This window comes from Opitutia bacterium ISCC 52, from assembly GCA_014529675.2.
Classification (GTDB): domain Bacteria; phylum Verrucomicrobiota; class Verrucomicrobiia; order Opitutales; family UBA2995; genus UBA2995.
This window is the reverse complement of sequence record CP076040.1, coordinates 1,010,634-1,027,248: the sequence shown is the minus strand read 5'-3', so window position 1 is coordinate 1,027,248 and position 16,615 is coordinate 1,010,634. Positions and strand designations below refer to the sequence as shown.

10 protein-coding genes are annotated in these 16,615 nt (G+C 49.7%); 2 read left to right on the top strand and 8 right to left on the bottom strand.

Annotated elements, in window-relative coordinates; all coding sequences use genetic code 11:
- Window positions 1-297: 297 nt before the first annotated feature.
- On the bottom strand, window positions 298-1,785 hold the full coding sequence (locus GA003_04435; GenBank protein QXD29229.1) for a DUF1501 domain-containing protein: 1,488 nt from the start codon (window positions 1,783-1,785) through the stop codon (window positions 298-300).
- Window positions 1,785-4,661 (bottom strand): PSD1 and planctomycete cytochrome C domain-containing protein, encoded by a 2,877-nt coding sequence (locus tag GA003_04430; protein QXD29228.1) that lies wholly within the window; start codon window positions 4,659-4,661, stop codon window positions 1,785-1,787. The genes GA003_04435 and GA003_04430 overlap by 1 nt, the downstream gene beginning before the upstream one ends.
- 336 nt (window positions 4,662-4,997) lie before the next feature.
- On the opposite strand from GA003_04430, the gene GA003_04425 reads away from it, so the two are divergent.
- Both GA003_04425 and GA003_04420 read left to right on the top strand, forming a co-directional pair.
- Entirely contained in the window at window positions 4,998-5,348 is a 351-nt protein-coding gene (locus tag GA003_04425) for a hypothetical protein (protein QXD29227.1), read from the top strand.
- 124 nt (window positions 5,349-5,472) lie between these two features.
- Window positions 5,473-6,078, top strand: a complete 606-nt coding sequence (locus GA003_04420; GenBank protein ID QXD29226.1) for an arylesterase — start codon at window positions 5,473-5,475, stop codon at window positions 6,076-6,078.
- Between the two features lie 76 nt (window positions 6,079-6,154).
- Here GA003_04420 and GA003_04415 read toward each other — a convergent pair whose 3' ends face one another.
- The 6 genes from GA003_04415 to GA003_04390 all read right to left on the bottom strand — a co-directional run bounded on the left by GA003_04415 (window position 6,155) and on the right by GA003_04390 (window position 16,533).
- A complete protein-coding gene (locus GA003_04415) occupies window positions 6,155-7,660 on the bottom strand; it encodes a sulfatase (protein QXD29225.1) in 1,506 nt (501 codons plus the stop codon).
- A gap of 166 nt (window positions 7,661-7,826) precedes the next feature.
- Window positions 7,827-9,590 carry a Na+:solute symporter gene (locus tag GA003_04410; protein ID QXD29224.1) on the bottom strand — a complete coding sequence of 588 codons (1,764 nt, stop codon included), beginning with the start codon at window positions 9,588-9,590 and terminating at the stop codon, window positions 7,827-7,829.
- A gap of 117 nt (window positions 9,591-9,707) precedes the next feature.
- Entirely contained in the window at window positions 9,708-10,874 is a 1,167-nt protein-coding gene (locus GA003_04405) for a mandelate racemase/muconate lactonizing enzyme family protein (GenBank protein ID QXD29223.1), read from the bottom strand.
- Complete coding sequence (locus GA003_04400; protein ID QXD29222.1) at window positions 10,871-11,800, bottom strand: dihydrodipicolinate synthase family protein; 930 nt, start codon at window positions 11,798-11,800, stop codon at window positions 10,871-10,873. Before GA003_04400 ends, GA003_04405 begins: the two co-directional genes overlap by 4 nt.
- 50 nt (window positions 11,801-11,850) lie before the next feature.
- The gene (locus GA003_04395) at window positions 11,851-13,125 is read right to left on the bottom strand and encodes a mandelate racemase/muconate lactonizing enzyme family protein (GenBank protein QXD29221.1); all 1,275 of its coding nucleotides are present in this window, start codon (window positions 13,123-13,125) and stop codon (window positions 11,851-11,853) included.
- Between the two features lie 165 nt (window positions 13,126-13,290).
- The gene (locus tag GA003_04390; protein QXD29220.1) at window positions 13,291-16,533 is read right to left on the bottom strand and encodes a hypothetical protein; all 3,243 of its coding nucleotides are present in this window, start codon (window positions 16,531-16,533) and stop codon (window positions 13,291-13,293) included.
- Window positions 16,534-16,615: the final 82 nt, after the last annotated feature.

Here is a 16,615-nt window from a genome sequence, read left to right as displayed (position 1 = left end):
AGTTCAGTGAGGATCCCAGCAGCTATTCAATACAACTGAAAAGGCAGGGCTCGATTGCCAGGCGAGTCGAAATCTAACCACTCCTAAAGAAAACAACTTGAACATAAGATAATGAAGGAAACGAAGAAATAATAAGCTAACTTGGATAGGTAGGGCCATCGCGTCCTCGCGATGCCGATTAAAATCTATAAAACAAAATGACTGTTCCGATCAGAAAATAAACTGCATTTACGTAACCCATTTTCATCGTCAAATAGCCCTGTGCTAACTTGGTTGCCTTCTGGCCCGATTTCCGACTCAGGCAATCAGATCATGGATGACCCGCGCATCTTTGACCCCCGTCAATCGACGATTCAATCCCTGGAAAGGAAAGTTGAGCTTCTTGTGCTCATAGCCGAGTAGATGAAGCATCGTAGCATGATAGTCTTCCAAAGGAACCGGATTCACGGCAGGACTGTAACCTACTTCATCGGTTTCACCATAGGTGATTCCTGGCTTAACTCCACCGCCAGCCATCCAAGCCGTAAAGGCGCCCGGATTGTGGTCACGTCCCACTAATTTCATTTCTACTCCACCGCGATTTTCACGCATGGGTGTTCGGCCAAACTCACCACTCCATACGACAAGCGTATCCTCAAGAAGTCCTCTGGCTTTTAGATCCTTTATCAAGGCAGCCATGGGTTGATCCATCTCGCGGCATTTGTCCTGAAATCCTCCATTGAGGGCTTCGGCCATGCCAGCTCCATGCGAGTCCCAACCCCAATCGAAAAGTTGGACATAGCGCACACCCCGTTCGACCAGTCGTCGGGCTAAGAGGCAGTTGTTGGCAAAACTCTCTTTGCCCGGCTCCGTGCCATAAAGCTCATGCACGTGGGCCGGTTCTTTCTCGATGTCCATGGAGTCCGGCACTGCCATTTGCATGCGAAAGGCCATCTCGTATTGAGCAATTCGGGTCAGGGTTTCCGGGTCGCCAAAATCTTCGTGCGTTTGCTCATTGAGCGTTTTCAGCGTATCCAAGGCAGACCTACGCACATCGCGAGAGATAGCCTCAGGATTGGCAACATTCAGCACGGGATCCCCAAACGAACGGCATTGCACCCCTTGATAAACAGAGGGCAGAAAACCAGAGCCCCAAAGCGCTTTACCCACACGAGGAATACGACCACCCGAAAGCAGCACGACAAAACCCGGAAGATCTGCGTTCTCTGTACCTAATCCCCACGTCGTCCAGGCACCAATAGATGGATGACCGATACGAGGTTGCCCGGAGTGAACCATCAGTTGAGCCGGTCCATGGTTAAACTGGTCCGTTTGCAGGGTCTTGATAAAACTCACATCATCGACCACTTCCGAAAAGTGCGGCAGCCGATCGGACACCCAGGCTCCCGAATCTCCATATTGCTGGAATGGGAACTGTGGGCCTAACATGTTGGGCGTGCCTTGAATGAAGGCGAAGTTCTTCCCGTCGAGGAACGATTGCGGGCAAGCCTGTCCGTCGAGTCGTTGCAAATCGGGTTTGTAGTCAAACAGCTCCAACTGACTCGGAGCACCAATCATATGAAGGTAAATAACACGCTTGGCCTTTCCCGGGAAATGCGGTTCCAGGGCGCTCAATGGATTCGATGGATCGTGGTGAGGCATCGAAGTTCCACCCGAGGCAGCTTGAGCCTGCCCAGCTAGAAACATAGCCCCAAGGCCCGTGGTGCACTGAGATAGAAACTGGCGGCGGGTTTGGCGTTTCAGAGAACGCAACCGGGCTTCATCAACTAGGGTTTCCAGATTCATTAGAAAGTAAGGGTTTCATCGAGATTGAGAAGCACTTGCGCGACCACTGTCCAGGCAGTTTCACCAGACTTCATATTCACCTCTTCATACAGTTGAGTCAATGCCGACAAACGTGCCTCGTTAGCAGCCCGTCCAGTGACCAGGCGGTAGCCCTGCGATAGCCCCAGCTCCGGAGCGTCAGAGAAACTGGACTCAAGCTTATGGCCTAGCGCTTCGGCGCATTCGACGAAAGTCTCGTCGTTCAGCGTCACCAGTGCTTGGAGCGGAGTATTAGAGGTTAGGCGACGGGGATTACAAAATTCACGCGACGGCGCGTCGAAAGAAGCAAAGCTCGGAAACGGAATGCTTCGTTTGATATAGGTGTAGATCGAACGGCGGTAACGGTCTTCTTTTCCACGCTCAGGCGTCTCCCACAAATCCCTGGAAAGAAACGGACGCCACACACCTTCCGGCAGTGGAGGATGAACCGGAGGACCTCCTAACTTGGGTGAAAGTAAACCACTCACGGCCAGGGCCTGGTCACGCACCATCTCAGCCGTTAGCCGGAGACGGGGTCCGCGAGCCAGGAGACGATTGTCAGGATCGCGAGCAACCAGATCGGGAGTGACACGGGAGGATTGTTGAAACGCATGACTGAGAACCATTTCCCGGAGAATGGCTTTAACACTCCAATCATGGTTCTTCTGAAAACGAACTGCCAGATAATCAAGCAATTCAGGATGGGTGGGTTTCTCTCCCGACGAACCAAAGTCTTCAAGCGTAGGCACTATCCCAACTCCATACAATTGCTCCCAGAGTCGGTTCACAAACACCCTTGATGTGAGTGGATGATTATCTGAGACCCACCACTCCGCCATGGAAAGTCGGTCCAGGGATTTGGGCGCTCGCGCCACTTTGGTGAGCGAATCCGGAAGCGCAGCAAATATCTGATCGCCCTTCTCCATCGCATTCCCTCGTTCAAAAATGTGAGTGGGACGGGCGAGCTCTTCAGGACGGTTGGCCATGATCGGGACCGTCGTTCCTGGAATATCATTAAGCCGATCCACTGCCTGGATCATTTCGCGCTGCAGCTTATACTCCTTGCTCTTCCAACTGCCAAAGCGGGTCCAACGCTTATCGGAGCTACTCGCCAGGTTCCCCCGCTGGATCGACATGGGATGGCTACCATGCCCTGTCTTATTACAATGAATGTGCAAGGAAACCGTATCACCCTTTTTAAGCTCCAGGGGCTGTTCCGGAACCAGGACCAGTTTGCGCGCATAGTGAATGCGTGAATCTGCTCCCCAACCGGCTCCGTTTTTACCAATCAACTTCATTGGCTCCGTCGGCATGTATGGCACATCGGGTACACTCCACTTAAAACAGAAATCCGTTACCGAACCATCCTCGCCAATGATCTTTGCAACTACGTCCTCGACAAGAAACCCCCACTCCGGGCTGTGGACAGCATTCTCAGGATCGTAGGGCAGCACCGTAAGCTGGAAGGCCGTGACGGGTTTCTCTCCGAAGCTAGCCTGGGGCACTTCAATGATGGTATGGGTTTTAGTCGCGACGGTACCTACGGTTTGGAATTCGTCGTGTATTGATTTTTCGACTACTTCGTAGGCGGTGTTATTATTCGCCTTAACAGAAAGCTGTTTCAGCCCCTGCCATTTGGTTTTGTCGCGCAAGCTGATACCGCGATCCCAAATACCCTCCTTAAGATTCAGGATCTGGTTGCGCAAGGCCATAACCTCTTCGTAGCGATCCCGCTCTTCAGGCACTTTCACAAACGGCTCGTCTTTCTGAAGATCCGAGTCCGCCGTGTTGTTATAGAAATCCATGAAGCTGTAGTAGTCAGCATTACGCAGAGGATCATAAGGATGATCGTGGCATTGGGCGCAGGCGAAGGTGACGGAGCCCCAGGTCTGCCAGGTCGTGTTGATACGATCGACAATGGCCTCGACGCGAAAAACCTCATCGTCAGTTCCGCCTTCATCATTCGTCTGGGTATTGCGCTGACAAGCGGTCGCGATCAGATCGTCCAAGCTCGGCTTGGGCAATAAATCGCCGGCGAGTTGTTTGATGGTAAATTGATCAAAAGGCAGATCGTCATTGAAAGCCTTCACCACCCAATCACGGTAGGCCCAAATGGTGCGTTTCTGGTCCTGCCCTAGCCCCCCCGAATCAGCATAACGCACCAGGTCCAACCACATCGTGGCCCAACGCTCACCAAAGGCGGGGCGACTCATCAAATCATCCACGGCATCTTCGACAGCCTGCTCCGGATCACTGGCGTAATCCCTCTCAAATACTTCCAGCTCCATCAGCTCAGGTGGCAAGCCGTTAAGACTTAGACTCAGGCGACGCAGCAAACGCCCGGGTGATTCAAGCGGACTTGGCTCCAGTCCTTCTTCTTCGAGCCTGCGAAACAGAAAGTGATCTAAGTCACCTTGAGCTTTGTCATCATATGCCGTTTCAGGAACCGGAGGTTTTCTGGGACGTTCAAACGCCCAGTGCTCACTCCACTTGGCTCCTTGTTCAATCCACTGTTTGATCAAGGCTACTTCATCGGCCGACAAAGACTCATGCTCATCGGGCGGCGGCATATGATCATCCTCATCATCCGTCGTGATCCGGAAAAACAATTCTGATTCTTCTAGGTTCCCCGGAACCACCACGGTGTAATCAGACTTCCCTTTGAAGTTAACCACCCGGTCTTCGTAGACAAAAGAAACATTGCCAGCGGCCTTCACACCTCCATGGCACTCCGTGCAATTCGCATTGAGTATCGGCCGAATGTCCCGGGCAAAATCAACCTGGCCGAATAAAGCCGGAGATACCGCAACCGAAACCACGGCTACAAGGATTGGAATAACTCTAGGGATAGACGTCATTTTGAGAACAAAACTAGATGGATCATCCAAACGGAATCATCAATCAAATAACCCCAGCATTCAAACAATTCCCTCATCAGAAGCCGAGGAGAATTCCCTTCAATTCCCCAAAGGACCGAATAACAGAAATAATCGATTGTTAACCTGTCTTTGGATCAGGAGCATTCAGGAACCCCTATTTTGCCTGAAATCCCGGATTAAATATCTCCCCCTTTTTCACCTTGCTCCGCCTGTATCCCCGGTGATTATTGGAGTTCCCTCAATGAATCCCCTCTTTGTTACCCTCCATCTCATCTTTGTTATCCGGCAAATAGTGCAGGATATTAGTACTTCTAGATGAAAAGTAATTCAGCCATAGCCCTCATCATCGGCTGCCTGATTTTCTCAGGTTGCAGCCAGTCGAAGCGTCCGCCAATAGACCTTTCGCCTGTTGATGGGATTCTTGAAGTCATTTCAGAGAACACTGAATCGGATCATCACAGGTCCAATGACAAGCTTGGTGACATTGAGATGGCTCCTACGGAATGGATAGAAATAAGAGTTATAAGTCCTGCTGAGTACTCAGGCGATGAATACAAAGCTTTCAGATTCAAGGGCGAGAAGGATCAGGAGATTTACTGGACCAATGTTGGAACTAGATTTGAATTTACGATGTTCCGCCAAGCATTAGAAGAAGAGAGAAAATAATTTCACTCTGCAGCAATCCAAACCTTCAGGAAGTTGAACAATGAATAGATCTAACCAGTCAGTTGGCCAATTCGCGAGCACCAGAGGTGCCGACGATTAGCACTATCGGCGTTCGATAAGACAGATGAAATCAGCAATCGCAGTTTTTGTAATTACAGGGCTCCTACTCCTACTGGGATGTTCTGGCGGCGCAGTTATAGAAAAAGTAGATCCAGACACTAAGATCATCGCGGTAGGTGATAGTCTCACAGCAGGGCTTGGCGTCAGTGAGAACGAAAGCTATCCAGCTGAATTATCCAAACTACTTAATTGTGAAATCACCAATTTTGGAGTTAACGGAGAAGACACTACAGCGGCATTACAACGTCTTCCAGCGATCTTGAAGAAAACAACACCAAATCTAGTCCTGCTGTGCTATGGCGGAAACGATATGCTTCAGAAGCAACCCAGAGAAAGAACCAAAAAGAATCTCGATGCGATGATCCAACTCATTAAGGAGACAGGAGCCGATATCGTTCTCATTGGAGTCCCACAACGAGGACTTACCTTATCCGTTCCAGATTTGTACGAAGATCTCGCTGACGAATATCGATTGCCCTTGGAGCAAAAATCAATCAGATCGATTCTTCGGAAGCCCTCGCTTAAAAGCGACATGATCCACCCCAATGCCGCAGGTTATAAACTCATGGCCGACAGCCTACATGAGCTCATTCTGAAATCCTCATCATAGGGGATAAAATATCAGTCGGTTTTTGAGACTATGATTTGCTTATAGATAGAAATCAGGGCGTAAAGCAGGCATTTGCCTACTTCCCTTCCCTAACCCATTGTTTGTAGAGCTCGGTGTGCTGCCGGTATTTTTCGCGCGTGTCCTTATTACCCGTGATACTCATTTGGTGCTCGGTTTCCATGACGTAGACTTCCGGTGACTCGGGTCCGGGATCGCCGGTACGTTCGACCCAATCATCCAAGTGGGCGCGGTGCGTCTTTAACACATCGGCAAACTTTGGATCTTCAGCCAGGTTTACGATCTGCCAGTTATCATCCTGGTATAAGAAAAGTTCTTCCGGAGGACGCGTCGGAGAGAAGAGCAGTTTCTCTGACAACGTGCTTAAGCTTCCTGCTTCATGCAGCTCACGTAGACGTTGGATGATAAACTTAGCTTCCTTGTACTGACTCGGCAACAGGTGGGGTCGTACAGGATAGAAGTGCTTGATATAAAGGTAACGATCGGTGCGAACGGACCTGACCCAATCCGCCGCTTCACCACAACGATCACGGGCTCCAAATACGGCCTTCTTCGCCACATGGTTGGATGCCAAGATATCCTGCCCTTCCATCCATTTTGGAATATCAATACCGGCGGCAGCCAATGACACAGCAGCCACATCAATGTGCTCTACCAGATCGGTACGTTTTGCACCCGCATCGATTCCAGGCCCACGAATAATGAGTGGAATGTGTGTTCCCTCATCATAAAGAAACTGCTTTCCGCGGGCGTGACTGATTCCGTGATCGGTAAAGAATATGACCAAGGTATTTTCAAGTAACTCCTCTTGTCTTAAACGATCCATCACACGACCGACATGCCAATCCGTGATGCGAACACTATCGAGGTAGGTGGACCAATCGCGCAGGATACCAGGATCACGCGGATAGTATGGAGGTAGCTGGACTCGATCCGGATCGGTGGCGCCTCCGAAATGTTTGTTCATCCGCTCGACCGTTTCCCAGTTCTTTGCCTCTGAGTCACCGCGGATCTTTCCACCGTTTAACTGAACCTGCATGAAGAACGGTTGATCGTCTCCACGCCCCGCCCAGTCGTTGCTGTCATACATGTCCAAATCGAAGTCGAAATTGTAATCCATCTTCCCCAGGCCATGGGTCGATGATGGCTCGCCGCGATGATCGAGCCCAGGGACTCCACTTCCAATACACGTCCAATAGCCAGCGTCTTTAAACAGCTCGGGAACTGGCCGCACGCCTTTGGGCAACTTAATGCGGTGCTCTCCTTGACCACTACGATGGTGATGAGCTCCAATCGAGTTTTGATACATGCCGGTGATCATGGCCGAGCGGAAAGTCGAACAGACGGAGGACGTGGCGTAGGCACGAGTAAACAAAACACCCTCGGAAGCTAACTGATCAACCTCAAGTGTTTCGATGGTGGTCTCACCATAGCATCCGAAGTTGGCGGACATGTCGTCGATGACGATCCAGAGGATGTTGGGACGTTCACCCGCGTGAGCGAGAGAAGTCCAGAGGCTGGCGAAAACCAGAGTGAAGGTGAGTCGTATTTTTGTTGGTGTCATGGGACTAGTAATAAAGGTTTCGGGTGTCAGGTGTCAGAAGAGGTAGGGCTCGATCGCCGAGCGATCGGGGCGTTACCGAGGAGCACTTTGCGACGACACCTCAACAAGCGTAGCGCAGTTTCGATCGAAGTGACACCAACATAACAAGCCCCTCCTACAGCTAGACTCAATCTACTCCGACAGTGCCGTCCTCAGCCTTTTGATCGGCCTTACTCAAAAAGTAAAAAAGCACACCCGCAATGCCCAACAGCACTAAAGTGAGGGTTAGCAAAATGGCTGCTTCGGCCCCGTTGAAGATGGCCAGACTAGCCATGAGCACGGCAATAACGACTAAGGAGATGGCCACCATCTTTCCGGGCAAGGTGTAAACCTGAGCAGCTGGTTGTTCATGGAAATCCTGCTTGGCTTTCTCGGCCCGTGCCCATCCAGGATATTCCTGTTTCGAAAATAATTCAAAGAAGAGCAGAATGATAAAGGGTAACAGGATGCCAACAATCAGGTCGGCGGTTCCTTTGTTTGCCTGTGCCCAATCAAGACTAGGGAGTAGCAATGGAAGTAGAAAAGACTCGTAGAGAGACCAGTTCGGCAGGAATCCATCTGATGGATGGCCGAACTTGAAAACGAAGGATACGGCAAAGCAGATACCGGTTGTTATCCATACCGCTTTGAGTGGGAGCTTTTTGGAAAACAGTCCCCATACGGTTGGCAAAAACAACGGCACATAAAGCAGTTTGTTTATATCGATAATGAAATCCGTGTAGCCGTACTTGGGAATCATCAAGGCACCGGCCATGACAAAAAATCCCAAGAGAATGGTGACTACGCGACCGACAAAAACCAGGCGTTTCTCAGAGGCATCCTTGATGAAGAATCGATGGAACGCTTCGGTAAAGGCTCCTGCATACACATTCAAACGCGTGGTCGCCATACTGGCTGTTGCTGAAGCCATTGCCGCAACCATCAAACCGAGCATACCCGCTGGAAGCACATACTTACAGGCCAGGATGTAGGCCTGCTCAGTATCAACGCCGGGCTGGATCACGCGGTAAAGCAGCGGCGGAATCATCCAGAATATAGGACTGACCAAGTAAAGCCCCCCAATAAGGTAGGCTGCTTTCTTCGCATCCTTCTCCGTAGGCACACAGACCCAACGCTGTACAAAGGCCCAATCACCCGCAAAAATGAAGAAGTTAATGATCATCCATCCGATCAAGAACCACCAGGAATATTGTGCGGCGACAGGAGCCAAAAACCCATCGGGAGCTTGCTCAACAAAGGAGCCGAATCCACCGACCTTTATCAAAATGAGTGGCACTACAAAAATCACTGACACCGTCAGAATGACGAACTGCAGCACATCAGTCATCAATACGGCCCACAAACCACCCACGAAGGTGATGATGATGACAATCAAACAGATCGCGATCGAGGTAAGCGGCACGGACAAATGTCCGGTTGCTGGGTCGGCGAGAAAATGGCCCGCCGGCAAAGGCATCAATGCAGTGACAATTTTTGACAAGGCATAGACCGCACCTCCGGTACTGAACAAGGTGAGGGATCCCTTAAACCAGGTATAAAATTGAACAATCGATCCTCCGTAACGTATCTGCAAAAATTCGGACGCAGAATCTACTCCCGCCCTTCTCCAGACTCCGGCCAACAGCCAACCCGTCAAAAGCGCAGATACACCATAGCATAGGTTAATGGCAATGGCGACGACCCCGTACTTATAAGCGATACCGCCCCACACGACGAAAGTGCCGGCCGAGAACATGGTCATAAACGCAGACAGTCCAGAGACCCACCACGGTGATTGACCTCCAGCAGCAAACATCTCCTTGGAGTTTTTCATCTTGCCCGCGAAGACCGCGCCTGCACCCACGATGCCAAGAACGTAGAGAATGATGACGATATAATCTACAGTTTGCATGAATCTATGGGGTGGTGTTAGTTTGCGAACGAAACTGTAGGAGGGGGTTTATCCCCCGATTGTTCGAATATCTACCAAGCGATCGGGGGATAAACCCCCTCCTACAGTTAATCTGCATCAGGCGGGCTCTAGTTGAGAAATCAATGCTTCCGTGGGCTCAATCCCGATTCCAGGTGAGTCAGCTACGGTATAGGCTCCTTCCGAACACTCAAGACCTTCAGTAATCAGGCCGGTGTTTCGATTGAAAATGGAATGTTGAAATTCATGGCCGATCAATCCCTCCATGGCCAAACCTGTTTGCAAACTGGCCGCGAGAAAAATCCCGGAACCAATGGTCGCGTGCGGCAATAGTGGAATCCCTCTCGAATGGGCTTCTCGAGCCATACGAGCAAACTCGGTGATACCGGTGTGCCCCATTTCAGGTTGAACGATGTGGACTGCATTTAAGTCGAATCGGTAATTCGCATCGTAAAGCGTTCGCCATTCCTCGCCCACCGCAATCGGAGTATCAACCGATTGGGCTATCTTAGCCAGGCCAGGCATGTCTTCAGTCACGATGGGAGCCTCAGCAAACCATAGGTCGTAAGGTTCCATGGCCTGAATGTTTTCAATGGCACTTTCCGGAGTATGAGCCCAATGCATGTCGCATGAGATCTTGGCATCCGCTCCGAGTGCGGCTCTCAATTCGGACATTTCCTTCACATTGCCATCATCCGCCACAGTAGCAGCGAACTTAAAACTGTTGTATCCTTTGGCCTGCCATTCCAAAGAGAAGGCCACGCGTTCTTCCAAGGTCGGTTTTGGCAAGCCAGAGACATAACAGGGAACGGTATCGTGCAATCGTCCTCCCAATAAATCGGCAACCGATTTGCCAGCCTCTTTGCCCGCAGCATCATAGAGCGCGATGTCTACAGCGGCCAACGCGTCTAAATAAAAACCGCCGCTGTATCCACGGACTCGCATCAAATCATAAAGAAAATCATGAATCTCAGCCGCCTCATAAGGATCTCGCCCAACTACAAAGTCAGCAAGCAGGTCAGAAATAATTTCTGTCGTCGCCCGTGGAGCTACGAGGCCGTAGGTTTCTCCCCAGCCAACCGCGCCTGATTCTGTTTCAACACGAACCAGAACGGTTCTATCCTTATCCAGGTAAACGGTTTTGTTTCCTTTGCGAACGAAGTAGCCTTTTTCATTTTTCTCCTCCCCTTTACGCAAAGCCCCTAGATAGGGAGTATCACGACCAATGGTAAGAATGAAGGGCTCTACTTTGACGACCCGGCTCATACTTCCACCGTGGTCAAAGGCGCTATTTCAAAAAGTTCAGACAAGGAATCCAACTGTGCTGAAAGTTCTTCGTCATCGAAAGCATCAAAATCCGGCAGGGATGCACGGACATCGCTGTTGTTAAAAATGCCACGCCGCATCAACACGTATTTGGTAAGTCGCATGCGGTATAGAAATTGGATAATTAGAAGCGGTAAGGACTTCTGGTATAATAGCCGAGCACCGTTTTCATCGCCTGAATGATAAGCGTTCCACATTTTCACATGTAAATCGGTAATCTCCGCAGCGGGCATCGCCCCAAGCGCACCGCGATTCATCTCATCAATCAGGTAACGAGCACCCCCTCCACCAATCACTCCGACCAAATGATCCGGAGCCGCATTCTGAATGGCGCTGATCCGAGGTCCAGATGGCAACGCTTCTTCCTTCACGTAGCGAATGGCTGGGCAAGCAGCTACAATTTGGCTGAGCTCAGTGGCTTCCATTCCGGCACCCACGGGAGCCGGCGCATTCTGCAAAATAATATCTACACCTGGAGCCAACTCTATCACCGATTGGATAAAAGCCAAAGCCCCCTCCACATCACCTGAGTACTGTTTGGGGATTAACACCATAGCAGCCACAACACCTAACTCATGAGCCTTGCGGATGTTGGCTCCGATGAATTCAGGATCTCCATGTCCGCCCCCGCAAATGATAGGTAGCCGGTTGTCGTTCACTTGGCTAATTGTTTTTAGCAGAAGCTGCTGCTCTTCCGAAGAGAGGTGATCAAATTCACTGGCTACTCCTGGAAAAACCAAGGCACTTGCTCCGGCGTCGATACAGAATTGAGTAACACGTTTCATTGCGGCGACATCTACCTTCCCCTCATCATCAAAGGGAGTTGGAAGGACCGGAAAGATGCCCTGTAATTTTGATAAATTCATATGCAAATGCTTACCTGTAAAATGGAAATAATGAGTGTACAATAGATGTATTAACCAACAATTATCTTCCCCAGTTCTTTTTCGTTAAATTCAATTCCCAGTCCTGGTTTCTCCGGCACGTATGCATAACCTGGCTCGAAGCGGATGGGTTCTTCTAAGAGTACATTGCCACGAGATCCGCCGATATCGGTCGCATCGTGGATATTTCCACCCTCCATAATTACGGCGTTGGGGGTAGCTACAGCTAAGTGAATAGAAGCTGCCACGTAGGGAGGCATGCCGATGCTTACATGAGGTGACCAAAGCACACCAAACGTCTCAGCCATGTCGGCGATACGTTTGCATTCTGTGATCCCTGCCGCGCGTCCCACATCGGGATTCACTACATCGGCACCTCGGTTTAAAAATAAGTCGCGAAATTGAAAGCGGTTCGAATAGGTCTCACCTACACAAACAGCGGTATCGAGTGCTTCAGCAAGCACAGCATAATTTGCGGTATCTTCCGGTAGCAGGGCATCTTCAAACCAGCCAATATTACCAAGCTCGTCTAACTTGCGCCCAACCTGAATGGCTTCGTGCAATTTGAACGCTCCCAGAGAATCGATCATGACTTGCCCACGGTCGCCAACGGCCTCAGAAACCGCAGCGATCTTCTCGAAGCCGTCACTGGAGGATTTGTTGAAACCCATCTTCAGTGCAGTGAATCCTTTCTCGATGGATTCATGAGCCGCTTCCGCAGTACCTCCACTCGTATAAGTGGGAATTCCATCTCGGTATTTACCACCGAGTAGTTGATATACGGGTACGCCCGAGAATTTTCCCAGGATATCCCAAAGTGCGATATCCACACCTGAGATAGATTCGGTGTAAACGCCGGTCGCATAACCGCGCATACGTTGCGTGGAATACATTTTGTCCCATAGCGGACCGATGTTTCTGGCATCTTCGCCAATGAGCAACGGAGCAAACAGATCTTTGATCATCTGTGCGTGTATAGTCGGTGCGACCATCGCGTGCGCTTCACCCCAACCAATGATACCTTGGTTGGTGGTAATCTTTACCAGCATGGTCATTCGATGCCCTTGTGTTCGAGCAGGGAATGAATGATTAAGTCGATCTCCAATACCGGCTCGACCGGTTGTCTCGCCTATGGGGACCATCTCAGTAAGCTCACCGATGGAAACATCCGGAACGGGTGTGCTTACGATAATGGGCTCAACTTTTGTAATCAAGAGTGGGCTGGTCCCGCGTTTGCTCTTTTCGACTTGTTGTGCGCCCATTTTAGAAAGTGGAATCAAGGAAGATGCCGCAAGTAGACCACCCATCTTGAGCAGTTGCCTACGCGATTGGGAATGACTTTTTGTGTGTTGAACTGCCACAGCGGATCCTCTCTTTATTTGGAAAGCTTTTAAAAAAAAAGCGGGCTGTCCATACTCCATGGACAGCCCGCCCAAACTACAAACTAGAACTACTTAAAGTTATACCTTGGATTAGAACGAGAACGTACTCGTGATACGGAAGTTCATTGGATTCACAATCCGCACACGGGTTGGAGTTCCGTCTCCGTCAACAGAGGTGAAGATCAAATCGTCATCATCCAATACATTACGTATATTGAGCTGAATTCTCCAATCCACCTTGTCATCAAAGATCTTACGTTTGTGAGTCACCCAAAGATCGAGATTATCCTCACTAGGACCAAAGATTGGCTTTGTCACATCAGATACGGCGACACCGTCAATACCTTGAATTCCAGTATCGCTAAAGAAGCCATCTTCATAACCAATCGCGACGTCATCCTGCCAGCGGTAAGCACCCCCGACTGACCAGCCCGCCAAAGGACCATCCAGGTCGAAATTGTAGTTACTGACAAAGTTGTAACGCCATTCACGGATTTCGTGACTACCTCTTCCATCTTGTGAAATCTCTCTTAGGAGACGTGGCCACTGAACCGTCCGAGTCCGTTGGTAAATGGTTTGTGGATTCTCGTTTTTATACGTGTTCGGACGAGCAACCAGGTCTCCCATGGCAATCCAATCAGGCTCGCGAGTGTCAAAATACTCCCGATACGATTGCAACACATTGGTCTTAACAACTTCCATTTGCGCGGCATTGAATGCGATGGTCCAGTTGTCCGTAGGATTCCAAACACCTTCGATTTCCAATCCTTCTGAAGCGAAGTCAGATACACCGGTCACGTTGGAGTTAGGGCTATCAGAAACCGAATTAGTTCCTCCTGGGCTTGGATCTGGATTAACTGGATTCCAAAATGCCTCACGCATTCCCAGTGGAGGCAACCGATAGGTATCTGCCCAGTTAATGTTATTAGGCCACAAGCGTGGATCATCAGCATCCCAAGTTTCATATTCTGAAGCCGGTACCGTAGCATCCCGAGGTTCCTTCTCCTGTAATGAATTGCGCACGTTGTTGTAGAACAGGCGCTCCCAGTTAGGAATACTCGCTGACCCCAGAGCACTGTCCGTCTGGTTCTGAGAAACGGTTTCATACCAGTTTACGCGGACGTAGAATTTGTTATTAGGAGCTTCGACGGAGAAACCATACTCGGTGGTTTCACCAGCTGGACTTGGGTGAGGTTGATTCAAGATGGTAATACGACCAGGTGAAGGCACAAAGTTTTCAGACTCGCCATAGTGACCACTAATGCCCCAGCCCCCGAGAAAATCTTCAGTGGGGAGGTGAGCTACAAGACCCCAAGTGAATACGTCACCTTTGACGTTATCGGTTGGATCCCCTAAACTGAGGGTATCCATAAGGGCAATGTTGTTCGCGCTTTGATCGGCCACGTCCCTCCAGGAAGTAGCGTCGTCTTCACGCCAACCGTAGGTAGCAATAATGTTATCATCCCAGAAATAACTCTGAGCGGTCAATGCAAGGGAATCAATTTCCTGCCTATCCAATGAACCTCTGGTGAGTGGATCAACAAGCACTGTGGCATTCACTTCGCGGTATGCGCCATTGTCTCCATCTCTAACAGCCGTAGCCTGGCTATCATACATCCAAGCATTGTACTCATTGAGTCTTGGAGTCCCATCGGTGAGAACTCGTTCGGCAAGGTGACCACTGGAAGGTATACCCGAGATCTTTGGGCCTAAGAAGCGTGTGCCAATAATGCGGCGGTCCCAGGAACTGGCCGTATATGTGCGGTTCCGGTTACCTTGGAGAACATCTCTGGCCTCACCTGTAATAACACTTCCGTAGTTATTTCCGGAACGTGTAATATCGAAGGCTTGATTGCTTGCCAAAGCAGTAAATACATGACGTCCCAGCCAGCCCATGTCACTATCTCTTAGATCAAGATCGTAGTAAGCAGTAGCACGCCAAGCTTCACGATCTGTAACCTCCTGTCGCATATTTTCAACACCCCAAACGTAAGGGCGACCTACATTTGGATTGATAGGATCAAAGACACCACCGTTCTCGAACTTATAATAAGGCAGAAAACTACTAGCATCCACAGCGATCGTGTTCTGAATTCGATCACGAGAAAACAGATCATAACTCTGTTCATCCCAAACAAGCTCAATACCCGCATTTTCGCCAAATTGGTGCTCTAATGACAAATTAAATGCATCGAAGGAATTAGCCTGCGTATTATCTAATCCAGAAAGAGATTTATTTCTGAAGTCGAAGACATAACCGGTTTCATCGGTCAATACACCCTGACTGAAAGTTCCACCGGAGGTCTCTTCACGGTTTGCAGCCGTATAGTGTTGTCTGCGAATTCCGTCAGGGCCTGAAGTTGCCGGCTGAGGATCAAATCCCACGGAAGGAGTCGTGGCATCCGGTTCACCGTAGATAAACTGTGGAGCACGGTTTCCCGTATAAGTTCCAAATCCACTTTGGCTAAAATTGCCTGTTGTCACTGGCATGCCATCAGCGATCCAAGTCGGAATGTTGGATGTAGGTGAACTGGTGTTGGGACGGCTCGCATCTCTGGAACCGGTCTCAAAGTTTGCCCGAATGGTAGTCTTTTCATACGGAGTGATCAGAAACGTTCCGTATAGACGACGTTCGTCTGAATATGATGGTTTCTGTTTGTACTTGATTTCGTTGTTCAGGCCAATGATCCGGAATGCAACCAAGTCTTCGATGAGCACACGATTGATATCGATGATCTCACGGTGTGCGCCCCAGCTACCATACTGAAGCTTAATCGAATTCGTTTCTTCAAAACGAGCCTGTTTCAAGTTGTTGTTCACGATACCAGCAGGACTACCAAGACCAAAGAGAATGGCATTCGGGCCCTTTGCAATCGCAACACGGTCAGTGTTGTAGGTATCGAAACCAATATTAGTCAGGAAGTAACCCCGGGTTCGGTCAGGATTTGCTAAACCACGAACACGAGTTACGTTGGGATCACGCCTTTCAGCACCACCACCACCATAGTTTCCATCAGGACCTGAGGCTTCTGTACTGGTTGTGTAAAGGAAGAGATCCTCTGTACTGGTTACGGCTGTATCTTCCAGAAATTCTTCGGTTACGATTTGAATAGGACCTGCAAGATCTTTCAGGTTAGATTTTAGTCGAGATCCAGCCAAGGTACTAGTAGCTGCGTATCCGGTATCTTCCTCACTGGTAATCGTGAAGGGAGATAGGTCGAAGACTTCATCTTCGTCCTCTTGCGCATTTACTTGCACAAAGCTTGTAGAGGAAAACATCAATGCCGCCAATAGCCAGGCACTTCGTTTTCGTATGAGTTCTTTTGTGTTCATAGCTAGGTACTTACTAAGTTGAGTATTTAATCAAATGAGATTGTTCAGAGTTCGGGGTGATTTTTAACAATAAAATGCATAC